This window comes from Streptomyces venezuelae, from assembly GCF_008642355.1.
Taxonomy (GTDB): Bacteria; Actinomycetota; Actinomycetes; order Streptomycetales; family Streptomycetaceae; genus Streptomyces; species Streptomyces venezuelae_B.
Map to the genome: position 1 here is coordinate 1,977,697 of NZ_CP029193.1, position 16,951 is coordinate 1,994,647.

Below are 16,951 nucleotides of genomic sequence, written 5' to 3' on the forward strand. Positions count from 1 at the left end.
CTTTCACGGTAAGTCCTTCACAGTGCCGAACTCGCCCTTTTCTACTCGTCCTTGGCGAAGATCGCGTCCATGTCCTTGGCCGCCTTGTCCGCCGCTTCCTTCACGGACGCCTTGCCGGTGAGGATCGACTGGACCATGCCGGGGATGACCTTGGAGGCCTGGATCTCGCCGTACGACTTGGTCTTGGGGACGGTCGCGCCGGCTTCCAGCATCTGCTTGGCGAAGGGCTCGACGAGCGGGTCCTTCTTCGCCTCGATCTTCTTCAGTTCGGAGTTCTGGCCGGGGAAGTAGTTGGTCTCCTCGGCCCACTTGGCGGCGAACTCGCCGGTGGTGAGCATCTTGACGAACTCCCAGGCGAGGTCCTTCTTGTCCGTGTTGAACGTGGACAGGTAGGAGCCGCCGAGGAAGGACTTGCTCATGCCGCCGTTTTGGCCCGGGATCGGCACCGCGCCGAGCTTGCCCTTGAGGTCGGGGTTGTTGTCGACGATGGCCTTCGGGGTCCAGTTGCCGCCGATGGCCATGGCGATCTCGCCCTTGTTCCAGGCGTCGCCGACCTCCTTCTCGGTCCAGGTGTTGACCTTGGCCGGGGAGACCTTGTCCTTGGTGGCGAGGCCGGTGTAGAACTCGATGCCCTTGATGGCGTCGGGCGAGTTGACGCCGGACTTCCACTTGCCGCCGGACTCGGTGGCGAGTTCGCCGCCCGCACCCCAGATGAAGGGGGCGGCGAACATCTCGGCGCCGCCCGCGACGGGGAAGGAGACGAGCTTGGGCTCCTTCTCCTTGAGCGTCTTGGCGGTCTCCTGGAGCTCCTTCCACGTGGTCGGGGGCTTCAGGTCGTGCTTCTCGAAGATGTCCTTGCGGTAGACGATGGAGCGGACGCCCGCGTACCAGGGCATGCCGTACTGCTTGCCGTCGAGGGTGCCCGCGTCCTTGAGGCCCTCGACGAGGTCGTCGTTGAGGCCCGACTTCTTCACTTCGTCCGTGACGTCGACGAGGGCGTCGGTCTCGGCGAACTGCGGCACCCAGGTGGTGCCGACCTCCGCGACGTCGGGCACCTGGTCCTCGCCGCCCTCGATGGCGGTCGTGAACTTCTTCTGGGCGCTGGCCCACTGCTGGTACTCGACCTTGATCTTGGCGCCGGTCTTCTTGGTGAAGGCCTTCTCGGCCTCCTCGAAGAAGGGGCGCGCGTCGGGGTTGGTCCCCTCCATGATCCACACGGTGAGGGTCTTGCCCTTGCCGTCGGTGGCCTTGTCGCCCGAGTCGCCGTCATCCCCACCGCACGCCGTGGCGGTCAGTCCGAGACTCATGGCGATACAACCAGCGGCGATGACACGTCGATTCATGCCGGCCCCCTCCAGGTTCCGATTGGTGGGAGCGATTGTGGTCACACCAGACGGGGGCGGTCTAGACCCATTGGTATAAGCGGCCGAACCGTAATGAGGGTTGCGGGTGACGCAACATACGCTCATAGCATTGCGCCCCATGCAACGCTCTGGTCGCACAAACGGGCGCAAACGCCACGACGCCCGCCTCAGGTCCGGTCGGGGACGAGGCGGGCGTCGCTCAGTTCCGTACGCCGTTGTACGGGACGTATCAGGGGTCGTACGGGATCAACCGTACGGGCAGTGCCGTCAGACCGTCAGGGCGCGGTCCGTGGGACGGATCGGGGCCGGCAGGTCGCTCGCGCCGGTGAGGAAGCGGTCCACACCGCGCGCCGCCGAGCGGCCCTCGGCGATCGCCCACACGATGAGCGACTGGCCGCGGCCCGCGTCACCGGCGACGAAGACGCCGGGGACGTTCGTCTGGAACTCGCCGTCGCGTGCGATGTTGCCGCGCTCGTCGAGCTCCAGGGCGAACTGGTCCACGAGGCCGTTCTCGCGGTCGGTGCCGGTGAAACCCATCGCGAGGGTGACGAGCTGCGCGGGGATCTTCCGCTCGGTGCCGGGCTTCGGGGTCAACTTGCCCTCGATGAACTCCACCTCGACGAGGTGCAGGAACTGGACGTTGCCGTCCTCGTCGCCCTCGAAGTGGGTGGTGTTGACGGCGTAGACCCGCTCGCCGCCCTCCTCGTGCGCGGAGGTGACCTTGTACAGCATGGGGAAGGTCGGCCACGGCTGGTGCGGGGCACGCTCCTCGCCCGGCTTCGGCATGATCTCCAGCTGCGTCACGGAGGCCGCGCCCTGGCGGTGGGCGGTGCCCACGCAGTCCGCGCCCGTGTCGCCGCCGCCGATGACGACGACGTGCTTGCCCTCGGCGGAGACGGGCGTGGTGACGTAGTCGCCCTCCTGGACCTTGTTGGCCAGGGGCAGGTACTCCATCGCCTGGTAGATGCCCTTGAGCTCACGGCCGGGGACGGGCAGGTCGCGGGCGGTGGTGGAACCCGCGGCGATGACGACCGCGTCGTAGCGCCTGCGGAGCTTCGCCGCGTCGATGTCGCGGCCGATCTCCACACCGGTGCGGAACTTGGTGCCCTCCGCGCGCATCTGCTCGATGCGGCGGTTGATGTGCCGCTTCTCCATCTTGAACTCGGGGATGCCGTAGCGGAGCAGGCCGCCGATGCGGTCGGCGCGCTCGTAGACGGCGACGGTGTGGCCGGCCCGCGTCAGCTGCTGGGCTGCGGCGAGACCCGCCGGGCCCGAACCGATGACCGCGACGGTCTTGCCGGAGAGCCGCTCGGGCGCCTGCGGCTTCACGTCGTTGGCGTCCCACGCCTTGTCGATGATGGAGACTTCGACGTTCTTGATGGTGACGGCCGGCTGGTTGATGCCGAGCACGCACGCCGCCTCACAGGGCGCCGGGCACAGCCGGCCCGTGAACTCCGGGAAGTTGTTCGTGGCGTGCAGGCGCTCGGACGCCGCCGACCAGTCCTCGCGGTACGCGTAGTCGTTCCACTCCGGGATCAGGTTCCCCAGCGGGCAGCCGTTGTGGCAGAACGGGATGCCGCAGTCCATGCAGCGCGAGGCCTGCTTGGAGATGATCGGGAGGAGCGAGCCGGGAACGTAGACCTCGTTCCAGTCCTTGACGCGCTCGCCGACCGGGCGGGTCTGCGCGACCTCGCGGCCGTGGTTGAGAAAGCCCTTGGGATCAGCCATTGGTCGCCGCCTCCATCATCTTCTCGGTGATCTCGGTCTCGGAGAGACCGGCTCGCTCCGCGGCGTCCTTGGCGGCGAGCACTGCCTTGTACGTGCTGGGGATGATCCTGCTGAAGCGGTCCACTGCCGTGTCCCACTCCGCCAGGAGCTTCTCGGCGACCGTGGAGCCCGTCTCCTCGTGGTGGCGGCGCACGACGTCGTGCAGCCACTGCTTGTCGGTCTCGTCCAGCGGCTCGACGGCCGACAGGTTCCCCGCGTTGACGTTGTCGCGGTCGAGGTCGATCACGTACGCGATGCCGCCCGACATGCCGGCCGCGAAGTTGCGGCCCGTCTCGCCGAGGATCACCGCGTGCCCGCCGGTCATGTACTCGCAGCCGTGGTCGCCCACGCCCTCCGAGACCACGGTCGCACCCGAGTTGCGGACGCAGAACCGCTCACCGGTGCGGCCGCGCAGGAACAGCTCGCCGCCGGTCGCGCCGTACGCGATGGTGTTGCCCGCGATCGTCGAGTACTCGGCGAGGTGGTCGGCGCCCCGGTCCGGGCGGACGATGATCCGGCCGCCGGACAGGCCCTTGCCGACGTAGTCGTTGGCGTCGCCCTCCAGGCGCAGCGTCACGCCGCGCGGCACGAACGCGCCGAAGGACTGGCCCGCCGATCCGGTGAAGGTGATGTCGATGGTGTCGTCGGGCAGACCCGCGCCGCCGAACTTCTTCGTCACCTCGTGGCCGAGCATGGTGCCGACCGTGCGGTTGATGTTGCGGATGGCGACCTGCGCGCGGACCGGGTGGGCGTCCGTCGCGCTGGACGCGGCGAGGGCGTCGGCGGCGAGCTTGATCAGCTCGTTGTCGAGCGCCTTCTCCAGGCCGTGGTCCTGGACCGTGACCTGGTGCCGGACGGCGCCCGCGGGCAGCGCCGGCACGTGGAACAGCGGCTCCAGGTCGAGGCCCTGCGCCTTCCAGTGGCTGACGGCCTTCTCGGTGTCCAGGAGCTCGGCGTGGCCGACGGCCTCCTCGATGGAGCGGAAGCCGAGCTCGGCGAGGAGCTCGCGGACCTCTTCGGCGATGAACTCGAAGAAGTTGACGATGTACTCGGCCTTGCCGGAGAACCGCTCGCGCAGCGCCGGGTTCTGCGTGGCGATGCCGACCGGGCAGGTGTCCAGGTGGCAGACGCGCATCATGACGCAGCCGGAGACGACGAGCGGCGCGGTCGCGAAACCGAACTCCTCGGCGCCGAGCAGCGCGGCGATGACGACGTCGCGGCCGGTCTTCAGCTGGCCGTCGGTCTGCACGACGATGCGGTCGCGCAGGCCGTTGAGGAGCAGCGTCTGCTGGGTCTCGGCGAGGCCGAGTTCCCAGGGGCCGCCGGCGTGCTTCAGGGAGGTCAGCGGGGAGGCACCGGTGCCGCCGTCGTGGCCGGAGATGAGGACGACGTCCGCGTGGGCCTTGGAGACGCCCGCGGCGACCGTGCCGACGCCGACCTCGGAGACCAGCTTCACGTGGATCCGCGCCTGCGGGTTCGCGTTCTTCAGGTCGTGGATCAGCTGGGCGAGGTCCTCGATGGAGTAGATGTCGTGGTGCGGCGGCGGCGAGATGAGGCCGACGCCGGGCGTCGAGTGACGCGTCTTGGCGACCCACGGGTACACCTTGTGGCCGGGCAGCTGGCCGCCCTCGCCGGGCTTGGCGCCCTGCGCCATCTTGATCTGGATGTCGTCGGCGTTGACGAGGTACTCGCTGGTGACACCGAAGCGGCCGGAGGCGACCTGCTTGATGGACGAGCGGCGCGCCGGGTCGTACAGGCGCTCCGGGTCCTCGCCGCCCTCACCGGTGTTGGACTTGCCGCCCAGCTGGTTCATGGCGATGGCGAGGGTTTCGTGCGCCTCCTTGGAGATGGAGCCGTACGACATGGCGCCGGTCGAGAACCGCTTGACGATCTCGGAGACGGGCTCGACCTCGTCGATGGAGATCGACGGCCGGTTCGACTTGAAGCCGAAGAGTCCGCGGAGCGTCATGAGGCGCTCGGACTGCTCGTTCACGCGGCCCGTGTACTGCTTGAAGATGTCGTAGCGGCGGCCGCGCGTGGAGTGCTGGAGACGGAAGACCGTCTCGGGGTCGAACAGGTGCGGCTCGCCCTCGCGACGCCACTGGTACTCGCCGCCGATCTCCAGGGCGCGGTGCGCGGAGGGGACGCCGGAGGCCGGGTAGGCCTTGGCGTGCCGGGCGGCGACCTCCTGGGCGATGACGTCGAGTCCGGCGCCGCCGATCTTCGTCGTCGTACCGCTGAAGTACCGCTCCACGAAGGCCGCTTCGAGGCCGACGGCCTCGAAGACCTGGGCGCCGCGGTAGGAGGCGACGGTGGAGATGCCCATCTTGGACATGACCTTCAGGACGCCCTTGCCGAGGGCGTGGATGAGGTTGCGGATGGCCTGCTCGGCGCCGCCCTCGGCTGCGTCCAGGAACGTTCCTGCGCGGACGAGGTCCTCGACGGACTCCATCGCGAGGTAGGGGTTGACGGCCGCGGCGCCGTAGCCGATGAGGAGGGCCACGTGGTGGACCTCGCGGACGTCGCCGGCCTCGACGAGCAGGCCCACCTGGGTGCGCTGCTTGGTGCGGATGAGGTGGTGGTGGACGGCCGAGGTGAGCAGGAGCGAGGGGATCGGCGCGTGCTCGGCGTCGGAGTGCCGGTCGGAGAGCACGATCAGGCGGGCGCCGGCCTCGATGGCGGCGTCGGCCTCGGCGCAGATCTCGTCGATGCGGGCGGCGAGGGCGTCGCCGCCGCCGCCGACGCGGTAGAGGCCGGAGAGCGTCGCGGCCTTCATGCCGGGCATGTCGCCGTCGGCGTTGATGTGGATGAGCTTGGCGAGCTCGTCGTTGTCGATCACCGGGAAGGGCAGGGTGACGCTGCGACAGGACGCGGCGGTCGGTTCGAGGAGGTTGCCCTGCGGGCCGAGCGAGCTGTGCAGCGAGGTGACGAGCTCTTCACGGATGGCGTCCAGCGGCGGGTTGGTGACCTGCGCGAACAGCTGCGTGAAGTAGTCGAAGATCAGCCGCGGGCGGGCGGAGAGGGCCGCGATGGGGGTGTCCGTGCCCATGGAGCCGAGCGGCTCGCCGCCGGTCTTGGCCATCGGCGCGAGGATGATGCGGAGCTCTTCCTCGGTGTAGCCGAAGGTCTGCTGGCGGCGTGTGACGGAGGCGTGCGTGTGCACGATGTGCTCGCGCTCGGGCAGGTCGGACAGCTCGATCTCGCCGGCTTCCAGCCACTCCTGGTACGGCTTCTCGGCGGCGAGTCCTGCCTTGATCTCGTCGTCCTCGACGATGCGGTGCTCCGCGGTGTCGACGAGGAACATGCGGCCCGGCTGCAGGCGGCCCTTGCGGACGACCTTGGCGGGGTCGATGTCGAGGACGCCGACCTCGGAGCCGAGGACGACGAGGCCGTCGTCGGTGACCCAGTAGCGGCCGGGGCGCAGACCGTTGCGGTCGAGAACGGCACCCACCTGCGTGCCGTCGGTGAAGGTGACGCAGGCCGGGCCGTCCCAGGGCTCCATCATCGTGGAGTGGTACTGGTAGAAGGCGCGGCGTGCCGGGTCCATGGAGGCGTGGTTCTCCCAGGCCTCCGGGATCATCATCAGCACGGAGTGGGGCAGCGAGCGCCCGCCGAGGTGGAGGAGTTCGAGCACCTCGTCGAAGGACGCGGAGTCGGAGGCGTCGGGCGTGCAGATCGGGAAGATCCGCTCCAGCTTGTCCGCCTGACCGTCGGCGCCGAAGAGCTCGGAGGCGAGCTGGGACTCGCGGGCGCGCATCCAGTTGCGGTTGCCCTTGACGGTGTTGATCTCACCGTTGTGCGCGACGAAGCGGTACGGGTGCGCGAGCGGCCAGCTCGGGAACGTGTTCGTCGAGAAGCGGGAGTGGACGAGCGCGACGGCCGTGGCGAAGCGGCGGTCGGACAGGTCGGGGAAGAAGGGTTCGAGCTGGCCGGTGGTCAGCATGCCCTTGTAGACGATGGTGCGGGCCGAGAGGGAGGGGAAGTACGTCCCCGCCTCGCGCTCGGCGCGCTTGCGCAGCACGAACGCCTTGCGGTCCAGCTCCAGGCCTTCGGTGTCGCCGTCGGCGACGAAGATCTGCCGGAAGACGGGCATCGTCGAGCGGGCGGTGGCGCCGAGGAGTTCGGGGGCGACGGGGACGTCGCGCCAGCCGAGGACGGTCAGGCCCTCTTGGGAGGCGATCGTCTCGATCTGTGAGACGGCGCCGTCCGTGGTGCCTGCGGTGTCGACCGGCAGGAACGCGATGCCGACGGCGTAGGCGCCGGCCGCGGGCAGCTCGAATCCGGCCACCTCGCGCAGGAAGGCGTCGGGAACCTGGAGCAGGATGCCCGCGCCGTCACCCGAGTCCGGCTCGGAGCCGGTGGCGCCGCGGTGCTCGAGGTTGCGCAGTACGGTCAGCGCCTGTTCGACCAGTTCATGGCTGGCCACACCGGTAAGAGTGGCCACGAATCCGACACCGCAGGCGTCGTGTTCGTTGCGGGGGTCGTACATGCCCTGGGGGGCGGGGCGACCGTCCATGGGCGACCAGGCGTGGGTACGCATCGGCACTCCCGTCGTCGTCGGGGCAACTACATGTGGCAAGGGACGACGTTGGCCCTGGCAAAATTTCGTGCAGATTACATGATGGAACGCTTCTCGAAAAGCGGATAGCTGGTTCCACCATGTGGACACCGCTCGTGAAGGTGGGAGCGGTACGGAGGGGACCTCAGCGGGCAGATCCATGACCGAAGGCCCGTCGCGGCACAGGCCTCATTGCCCGCAGCGCTTACGGCTCATGCCCAGTGATCACGGCATCGAAACCGCCGAGTAACGACTACTTATGCAAGGTCCCGCATAGGCCTGCAAGGGCTCATCCTACGGCGGTACCGAACAGACTGCCCAGGGCGTACGTCACACCGGCGGCCGCGCCACCGAGCGCGAGCTGCCGCAGACCGCTGAACCACCAGGACCTCGCGGTCACCTTGGCCACCACCGCACCGCAGGCGAAGAGCCCGATGAGCGCCAACAGCAGGGCGGGCCACAGCACGGTGGCACCCAGCAGATACGGCAGTACGGGGAGCAGGGCACCCAGCGCGAACGAGCCGAAGGACGACACCGCGGCGACGGTCGGCGAGGGCAGGTCGCCCGGGTCGATGCCGAGCTCCTCGCGGGCGTGGATCTCCAGGGCCTGCTCGGGGTCCCTGGACAACTGGCGGGCGACCTCGCGGGCCAGGCCGGGCTCGACACCGCGTGACACGTACAGCTCGGCGAGCTCCCGCTCCTCGTCCTGCGGGTGCTTGCGCAGCTCGCGGCGCTCCACGTCCAGCTCGGCCTGGACGAGCTCGCGCTGCGAGGCCACGGAGGTGTACTCGCCCGCCGCCATCGAGAAGGCGCCCGCGGCGAGCCCCGCGAGGCCGGTGATGACGATGGTCTCCCGCGACACCGCGCCGCCCGCGACACCGGTCATCAGCGCGAGGTTGGAGACGAGCCCGTCCATCGCCCCGAAGACCGCGGGACGGAGCCAGCCACCGTTCACATCGCGGTGGGTGTGGTTGTCGCGGTGCGCCTCGTGCAGTGCCGCTTCGGTCTCGATGATCGCCATGGTGGGGCCCCCTCGTACGTGTTGGACGACCTCGAAAGTACGCGCGAAAAAAATCTCCCGCCAGCAAGGAAGGCCGTACTTACCTGCGAAAACGCGCCGCGGGAGAGGGTGGAGAAGGGTCCACCCGTGCGCGGCGATCCGCACCTCCAGGAAGCGCGAAGGGGTGATCTGAGCTCAGGCATGCTCTTCTGAGCGCCCGACGTGGCAGGGATGCACCAAGCACCCCATCCAGCGGTCCGCGCATCCACCGGCGGCCCGCACCCAAGGGAGGCACGGCATGGCGTCCACCGCATGCGTTCCCTCGGCCCCGGCGCCCGGTGACGCCGACGACCTCCGCGAGCGGGCGCGCGGCGCGCTCCTCGGCCTCGCGGTCGGCGACGCGCTCGGCGCGCCCGCCGAGAACATGAAGCCGTCCGAGATCCGCCGCCGCTGGGGCCGCATCACGGGCTACGTCGCCGAACACCCGGCGGGCACGGACGACACGGAGTACGCGATCTTCTCCGGTCTCCTGCTCGCCCGGCACGGTTCCGCGCTCACGGTCGCGCACGTCGAGAAGGCCTGGCACCAGTGGATCGCGGACCTGGACGAGGGCCCGTTCCGCGGCGCGGGCTTCAGCGAACGCGGCACCCTCGAGAACCTGCGCAGAGGGCTCGCCGCGCCGATCTCCGCCCAGCACCGGCACGCGTGGAGCGACGGCCTCGCGATGCGGGCCGCGCCCTTCGGCGTCTTCGCCGCGGGCGACCCGCACGAAGCGGCCCGCCTCGTCGCGATCGACGGCTCGGTCAGCCATGACGGCGAGGGGATCTACGGCGGCCGCGCGGTGGCGGCGGGGGTCGCGGCGGCCATGGCGGGCGCCCCGGTGGAGGCGGTGGTGGCGGCGGCCCTCTCGGTCGTCCCCGAGGACTCGTGGACGTCCCGCTCGTTGCGCCGCGCGGTGGCGGCCGCCGACCGCGGCGAACGCGCGGTGCGCTCCGCGGTGGTCATCGGCGGCTACCCCTGGACGGACCTCGCCCCCGAGGCGGTCGGGCTCGCGTTCGGGGCGTACGCGGTGGCGCGCGGGGACTTCGGCGACGCGGTGCTCTGCGCGGTGAACATGGGCCGGGACGCCGACACGACGGCGGCGGTGGCGGGCGCGCTCTCCGGCGCGACGTGCGGCGCGGCGGCGATCCCCCTCCCCTGGTCGACGGCGATCGGCCCGGCCCGGGGCAGCTGCCTGCCGTCGATGCGGGGCCACCACGTCTTGGACGTGGCGGACCTCCTGACCCCGGACGGGACGCACGATGAATGACCGGGAGGCTGTCCCTGCTGTGGGCAGGCGTGCCGCGGGGCGAGGGGGGTCCCCCCTGCTCGAACGAAGCCGAGAGCCTGGGGGAGGGTGGGCACAGCCCACGGTGCCGGGTGCGGCATACGGAGGCGCCCGGCAATGCAACGCCTCCGGCGCCGAAGGGCTCCTGCTCGGCCTGGCCGCAGGCGACGCCGCAGGGTGGCCCGCGGCCCGCCACAGAGCATCCCGCATGCCCGAGTGGACACGCCGCCTCACCCGCGAACTCGACACCTTCGCCGAGCAGAACGCCACGACCACCCTTCCCGTCCCCATCGCCCTGAACCAGCCCCCGGAACCCCTCCGCCTCGGCCCCTCCGACGACGCGGAATGGGCGGCGTTCACCGCGGAGTCCGTACTCCGCGCCGGACCGGGCAACGACCACCTGAAAGTACGGGCCGCACTCGACCTCGCCTGGACCACCCTCGCCGCCGAGATCGCCGCCGCCGCCGAGCGCGCCCCCGAGGTCGAGTCCGCCGTGCTCCCCCTGCGCGCCCGCATCTCCGTACGCGCCGGTCTCGGCAACCTCGCCACGGGTCTGCGCCCGCCCGCCACCGGCCACGACAACCCGCACTACTTCGACGACGCGGCCTGCGTACGGGCCTGCGTGCTCGCCCTCGTCCACCCCGGCGACCCCGAACACGCCGCCGCTCTCGCGGAGTTCGACGCCCGCTACACCCAGGACGGCGACGGCGTGCACGGCGCCCGCGCCATGGCCGCCGCCGTCGCCGCCGCGCTCGGGGACGCCGACGTCGACACCGCCGTGGACCGCGCCCTCGACCAGCTCCCGGAGCACACGGAGATCGGCAGGAACGCCCGGCACGCCGTGAAGACGGCCCGCGCCCAGCCGGAGGAGGACGGCGCCTTCGCCCTCGTACCGTTCCTGGAGCACCAGATCGTCGACCACGTCTACAGCTACGGTATCGCCGCCGCCGAGACCGTGCCGGTCGCCCTCGCCCTGGCCACCGCCGCGCGCGGCCGCATCGCCGAGGCGGTGCCCGCCGCCGCGTGCCTGTCGCGTGTCGCGGACTCAGCGCCCGCGCTCGCCGGGGCGCTGACCGGCGTTCTGGGCACGGCGGCCGCGATCCCCGCCGCCTGGCGCGACGCCTGCCGCACCCTGTCGGGCTGCGCGCTCCCCCGGCTCGCCGGCACCGACCTGGTGGAACTCGCCGGACGCCTGACAGCCACGGAACAGACCACCTCAGGTGGACAATCCCGACATGATGTCTACGACGACCACAACCACAACAATGCACGCAAAGGGGATGACGGCACACCCTGAACCCTCCCTGGCCGACCGCGTCACCGGCTGCCTCGTCGGCGCCGCCGTGGGCGACGCGCTCGGCGGCCCCGTCGAGGGGTACGCGCCCGAGCAGATCGCCGAGCGCCACGGCGGCCGCGTGACCGGCATCGTCGGCCCCTGGAACGGCGACGACTGGCGCACCGCCCGGCCCATCGCGCCGTACCACAAGGGCGACGGGCACGTCACCGACGACACCCTGATGACCCACGCACTGGTCCGCGTGTACGCCACCGTCCGCGACCACCTCGACGCCTACGCCGTGGCCGACCACCTGGTCCCCGACCTGATGACGACCCCGCGCTGGATCCCGGAGCTGGAGGCCGACGCGCTCCCCCTGCACCGGATCTTCCTCGCCGAGAAGTGGCTCGTGGCCCGCCTGCACTACGGCCACGTCGACCCGCGCGAGGCCGGTACCGGGAACATCGTCAACTGCGGTGCGGCGATGTACATGGCGCCGGTCGGCCTCGTCAACGCCGCCGACCCGCGGGGCGCGTACACCGAGGCCCTCGACATCGCGGGCGCCCACCAGTCGTCGTACGGCAGGGAGGCGGCCGGCGTCTTCGCGGCGGCGGTCGCGGCGGCCTGCACACCGGGCGCCACCGCCGAGTCGGTGGTCGACGCGTGCCTCGCCCTGGCCAAGGACGGCACACGCGCCGCGATCGAGGCGGTGACCGAAGTCGCCGCGCGCCACCGGGACTTCGAGACGGCGCTGGCCCCCGTCCGTGCCGCGGTCGCCCCCTTCGACACCGTCGGCCCCGACTACCGCGCCCCGTCCCTCGGCGCCCGCCGCCCCTCCCGGCTGCACTCCGTCGAAGAGCTCCCCGTCGCCCTCGGCATGCTCCTGGTCGGCGGGTCCGACTACCGCCGCACCGTGCTCGGGTCCGTCAACTACGGCCGCGACTGCGACTCCATCGCGACGATGAGCGGCGCGCTCGTGGGCGCGCTGCACGGCGAGGCGGCGGTGCCCGGCGACTGGGCGCGTCGAGTCGCCGAGGCCAGCCGCCTCGACCTGCGCGCACCGGCGGCGGCCCTGACGGAGGTGGCGCGGGAGGTCTTCGCCCGTGACGCCGGGCGGCGCCGCGCCCACGAGGCGGCGTTCGCGGCCCTGACGGCCGCCGCTCCCGCCGGGGCCGAACGGTGATCCGCCTGACCTGGGTCCAGCCGGAGGACCTCGTCGGCCACGAGCTGCGTCAGGCCGAGCTGGAGGGGCGGGACGTGGCGGCGGTGCGGTGCCGCTGGCTGACGGCGGGCGGCGAGACGGCCCCGGCCACCGCGGGCGCCTCCCCGGCCCCGGCCCCGGCCCGCCTCCGCCTCCTCGCCGAACGGCTCCTGGACGAGCTGCGGCCTCCCCCGTGGCACGGCGGACCCCGCATTCCCGAGACGGGCCCCGTGGTGAGGGCGACCGAGACGGCCGGACTGCGCGACCGCCTGCACGCCGCCTGGCTCGGCAGGGCCGCGGGCTGCGTCCTCGGCAAACCCGTGGAGAAGCTCCCCCTCGACGGCATCCGAAGCCTCGCCAAGGCCACCGGCAACTGGCCGCTCACCACGTGGTTCACCGAGCGCGGCGTCCCGCCGAAGCTCAGGGCGGCCTACCCCTGGAACCGCCGCTCCGCCGGGACCTCCCTCGCCGAGAACATCGACGGGACGCCCGAGGACGACGACCTCAACTTCCCGCTCCTGAACCTCGTCCTGCTCCAACGCCACGGCAAGGGCTTCACCACGGACGACGTGGCGCGGCTCTGGCTGGACGAACTCCCCGCGGGCCGCACCTTCACCGCCGAACGCGTCGCCTACCGCAACCTGCTCCAGGGCATCGAACCCCCGCACACCGCCATCCACCGCAATCCGTTCCGCGAGTGGATCGGCGCGCTGATCCGCGCCGACGTGCACGGCTGGACCAACCCGGGGGCGCCGGGGGCGGCGGCCGTGCAGGCCCGCCGCGACGCCGTTCTGAGCCACACGGAGAACGGCGTGTACGGCGCCATGTTCATCGCGGCGACGATCGCGGCGGCGGCGGGCGGCCGCGCCGACGTCCACGCCTGTCTGGACGCGGGCCTCTCCGTCGTACCGCCCGCGTCGCGCTTGGCCCGCGCGGTCCGCCACGCCGTCGAACTCGCCCACGACACACCGGACTTCGATGAGGTCGTGGACGCCCTCCACGCACGCCACGGCACCCACCACTGGGTCCACGTCGTCCCCAACGCCGCCCTGCTCGCCGCCGCGCTCACCCACGCCGACGGCGACTTCACCGGCTCCATCACCCGCGCGGTGTCCGGCGGCTGGGACACCGACTCCAACGGCGCGACCGCGGGCTCCGTCGCCGGGCTGCTCGCCGGCCGCGCCGACGCGCTCCCCGACCGGTGGACGGCGCCCCTCAAGAACCGGCTCGCCACCTCTGTGGGCGACTTCAACGGCATCGGCTTCGACGCCCTGGCCGACCTCACCACCGAACTCTCCACCCGGGAGGCACCCCCCTCATGACCCGCACGCCCCACATCGCCGTCCTCGGCAGCGCCAACATGGATCTCGTCGCGTACGTCGCCAAGGCCCCGCAGCGGGGCGAGACCGTGACGGGCCGCGAGTTCCGCACCGTCCCCGGCGGCAAGGGCGCCAACCAGGCCGTCGCGGCGGCCCGCGCGGGCGCCACCGTCTCGATGATCGGCGCCGTCGGCAACGACGCGTACGGCACACGGCTCAGGGCCGCCCTGGAACACTCCGGTATCGAGACCGACTCCTTGCGTACGGTCGAGACGCCCACCGGCACCGCGCACATCGTCGTCGACGACGACGGCGGCAACGCGATCGTCGTCATCCCCGGCGCGAACGGCACCGTCACCTGCCTCACCCCCGGTGACGAGGGGCTGATCGCCTCCGCGGACGCGCTGCTGCTCCAGCTGGAGGTCCCCCTCGAAGGGGTGCTCGCCGCCGCGCAGGCCGCCCGGCGCCACGACGTCCGTACGATCCTCACGCCGGCCCCCGCACAACCCCTCCCGCCCGAACTCCTCGCCTCCGTCGACCTGTTGCTCCCCAACGAGCACGAGGCCGCCACCCTCACCGGCATCGCCGACGACCCGCACGCCGCGGCCCGCGCCCTGCTCGCCCAGGTGCCGGAGGTCGTCATCACCCTCGGCTCGCGCGGCAGCCTGTACGCGTCGCGCGGCACCGAACCCGTGACGGTGCCCGCCCGGCAGGTCGCGGCGGTCGACACCACCGGCGCGGGCGACACCTTCGCGGGCACGCTCGCCGTGGCGCTCGCCGAGGGCAACCCCGTCGCGGACGCGCTCGGTTGGGCGTCGTCGGCGGCGGCGCTCTCCGTGCAGCGCCCGGGGGCGTCGGCTTCCATGCCGTACCGCAAGGAGATCGACGAAGAGGCGGGCACCACGTCATGACTCCCTCCCGGACAGCCACCGCCCCCCTCACCGGCCTCCGCGTCCTCGACCTCGCCACGCTCTTCGCGGGCCCCCTCGCCGCCACGATGCTCGGCGACTTCGGCGCGGAGGTCATCAAGGTCGAACACCCCACGCGCCCCGACCCGTCCCGCGGCCACGGCCCCGCCAAGAACGGTGTCGGCCTGTGGTGGAAGCTCCTCGGCCGCAACAAGCGCACGACGACCCTCGACCTGTCGAAGCCCGGCGGCCGTGCCACTCTCCTGCGCCTGGCCGCCACGAGCGACGTGATCATCGAGAACTTCCGTCCCGGCACGCTGGAGAAGTGGGACCTGGGCTGGGACGAACTCAGCGCGGCCAACCCGCGTCTCGTCCTCGCCCGCGTCACCGGGTTCGGGCAGTTCGGCCCGTACTCGCGCCGTCCCGGCTTCGGCACGCTCGCCGAGGCGATGAGCGGCTTCGCCGCGGTCACGGGCGAGCCGGACGGGCCTCCGACCCTGCCGCCGTTCGGCCTCGCCGACTCGATCGCGGGCCTGGCGACGGCGTACGCGGTGATGACGGCCCTCGCGGCACGTGACCGCACGGGCGAGGGGCAGGTGGTCGACATGGCGATCATCGAGCCGATCCTCACGGTCCTCGGCCCGCAGCCGCTCTGGTACGACCAGCTCGGCCACGTGCAGCCCCGCACGGGCAACCGCTCCACCAACAACGCGCCCCGCAACACCTACCGCACAGCGGACGACAAGTGGGTCGCCGTCTCCACGTCGGCCCAGTCGATCGCGGAACGGCTCATGCGGCTGGTCGGCCGCCCCGAACTGATCGCCGAGCCGTGGTTCGCGACGGGCGCGGAGCGGGCCCGCCACGCGGACGTCCTGGACGGGGCGGTCGGCGCGTGGATCGCCCGGCACACCCGCGCCGAGGTCATCGAGGCCTTCGAGAAGGCGGAGGCGGCGGTCGCCCCCGTCCAGGACGTACGCGACGTCATGACCGACCCCCAGTACGCGGCCCTCTCCACCCTCACCACGGTCGACGACCCCGAACTCGGCCCCCTCCGCATGCAGAACGTCCTCTTCCGCCTCTCCGCGACCCCGGGCGCGATCCACTGGGCGGGCCGCCCCCACGGCGCCGACACCGAAACGGTCCTCACGGAACTGGGCCTGACCCCCGACGAGATCACGACTCTCCGCAAGGAGGGCGCCCTGTGACCACCCCCACCCCCCTCACCTGGCTCTACGCCCCGGGCGACCGCCCCGACGTCGTCGCCAAGGCCCTCCTTGCGGGGGCCGACGCCGTCATCGTCGATCTGGAGGACGCCGTCGCCCCCGACCGGAAGGCGTACGCGCGGGCGGCGACCGCCGAGCTGCTCTCCTCGCCGCAGCCACTGCCCGTCCACGTCCGCGTGAACGCCCTGGACGGGCCCCTCGCCGAGGACGATCTGCGGGCCGTCGCCCCGCTTCCGGGCGTGGCCGGGCTGCGGCTGCCCAAGGTGACCACCCGCGCCGAGGTCATCCGCGTCGCCGAACGCGCCGTCCCCGCCGACGGGGGCGCCCCCGCCCTGCACGCCCTCGTCGAGTCCGCGCTCGGCCTGGAGCACGCCTTCGCCATCGCCACCGCGCACCCCGCCCTGCGCGGCATCTCCCTCGGCGAGGCCGACCTCCGTGCGGACCTGGGCGTACGTGACGACTCGGGTCTCGACTGGGCCCGCTCCCGCGTCGTGGTCGCCGCGCGGGCGGCGGGACTCGCGCCGCCCGCGCAGTCCGTCCACCCCGACATCCGCGACCTGGCCGGACTCGCCGCGTCCTGCGCGCGGGGCCGCACCCTCGGTTTCCTGGGGCGCGCGGCGATCCACCCCCGCCAGCTCCCCGTGATCGAGCGCGCCTACCTCCCCACCCCCGCGGAGATCGAGCGGGCGGAGGCGATCACCGAGGCGGCCGCGACGGACGGGGGCGCTCTGGCCCTGCCGGACGGCCGCTTCGTGGACAAGGCGGTGGTGGAGGGGGCGCGGCGGGTCCTGGCGCTGGCGCGCAGGAAGTGACCGGGCCGGGCCGTGCCGTGCCGTGGCCGAAGAACGCGAAGGGCCGCCGGATCAGGTGATCCGGCGGCCCTTCGGCGTACGACCGATGAGCGTCAGCTCTTCTTGGCCGACCCGGCTTCCTCGTCGGAGGAGGCCGCGGACTCGGCCGTGACGGCGTCGGCCCCGGCGGCGGCCCCGGTCTCGGTCTCGGAGGACT

Annotated in this window: 11 protein-coding genes; 7 read left to right on the plus strand and 4 right to left on the minus strand. The window is 72.1% G+C overall.

All coding sequences use genetic code 11. The features are described 5' to 3' along the window. Positions 1-41 precede the first annotated feature (41 nt). The 4 genes from DEJ47_RS09195 to DEJ47_RS09210 form a co-directional block, all read right to left on the minus strand. The gene (locus tag DEJ47_RS09195) at positions 42-1,307 is read right to left on the minus strand and encodes a sugar ABC transporter substrate-binding protein (RefSeq protein WP_223828286.1); all 1,266 of its coding nucleotides are present in this window, start codon (positions 1,305-1,307) and stop codon (positions 42-44) included. A gap of 324 nt (positions 1,308-1,631) precedes the next feature. Further along, entirely contained in the window at positions 1,632-3,092 is a 1,461-nt protein-coding gene (locus DEJ47_RS09200; RefSeq protein ID WP_150166708.1) for a glutamate synthase subunit beta, read from the minus strand. Further along, complete coding sequence (gltB, locus tag DEJ47_RS09205; protein WP_150166709.1) at positions 3,085-7,671, minus strand: glutamate synthase large subunit; 4,587 nt, start codon at positions 7,669-7,671, stop codon at positions 3,085-3,087. Before gltB ends, DEJ47_RS09200 begins: the two co-directional genes overlap by 8 nt. A gap of 307 nt (positions 7,672-7,978) precedes the next feature. After that, on the minus strand, positions 7,979-8,710 hold the full coding sequence (locus tag DEJ47_RS09210; protein WP_150166711.1) for a VIT1/CCC1 transporter family protein: 732 nt from the start codon (positions 8,708-8,710) through the stop codon (positions 7,979-7,981). A 277-nt stretch (positions 8,711-8,987) separates the two neighbouring features. On the opposite strand from DEJ47_RS09210, the gene DEJ47_RS09215 reads away from it, so the two are divergent. The 7 genes from DEJ47_RS09215 to DEJ47_RS09245 are packed head-to-tail and all read left to right on the plus strand — an operon-like array spanning position 8,988 to position 16,755. Continuing rightward, positions 8,988-9,998, plus strand: a complete 1,011-nt coding sequence (locus DEJ47_RS09215) for an ADP-ribosylglycohydrolase family protein (RefSeq protein ID WP_150166713.1) — start codon at positions 8,988-8,990, stop codon at positions 9,996-9,998. After that, the gene (locus DEJ47_RS09220) at positions 9,991-11,313 is read left to right on the plus strand and encodes an ADP-ribosylglycohydrolase family protein (RefSeq protein WP_150166715.1); all 1,323 of its coding nucleotides are present in this window, start codon (positions 9,991-9,993) and stop codon (positions 11,311-11,313) included. Before DEJ47_RS09215 ends, DEJ47_RS09220 begins: the two co-directional genes overlap by 8 nt. Further along, positions 11,297-12,475 (plus strand): ADP-ribosylglycohydrolase family protein, encoded by a 1,179-nt coding sequence (locus tag DEJ47_RS09225; RefSeq protein ID WP_223828288.1) that lies wholly within the window; start codon positions 11,297-11,299, stop codon positions 12,473-12,475. The genes DEJ47_RS09220 and DEJ47_RS09225 overlap by 17 nt, the downstream gene beginning before the upstream one ends. Then, on the plus strand, positions 12,472-13,815 hold the full coding sequence (locus DEJ47_RS09230) for an ADP-ribosylglycohydrolase family protein (protein ID WP_150166719.1): 1,344 nt from the start codon (positions 12,472-12,474) through the stop codon (positions 13,813-13,815). The genes DEJ47_RS09225 and DEJ47_RS09230 overlap by 4 nt, the downstream gene beginning before the upstream one ends. Beyond that, positions 13,812-14,723, plus strand: a complete 912-nt coding sequence (gene rbsK / locus DEJ47_RS09235) for a ribokinase (RefSeq protein WP_150166721.1) — start codon at positions 13,812-13,814, stop codon at positions 14,721-14,723. Before DEJ47_RS09230 ends, rbsK begins: the two co-directional genes overlap by 4 nt. Next, positions 14,720-15,925 (plus strand): CaiB/BaiF CoA transferase family protein, encoded by a 1,206-nt coding sequence (locus DEJ47_RS09240; protein WP_150166723.1) that lies wholly within the window; start codon positions 14,720-14,722, stop codon positions 15,923-15,925. Before rbsK ends, DEJ47_RS09240 begins: the two co-directional genes overlap by 4 nt. Continuing rightward, complete coding sequence (locus DEJ47_RS09245; RefSeq protein ID WP_150166725.1) at positions 15,922-16,755, plus strand: HpcH/HpaI aldolase/citrate lyase family protein; 834 nt, start codon at positions 15,922-15,924, stop codon at positions 16,753-16,755. The genes DEJ47_RS09240 and DEJ47_RS09245 overlap by 4 nt, the downstream gene beginning before the upstream one ends. The last annotated feature ends 196 nt before the right edge of the window (positions 16,756-16,951 follow it).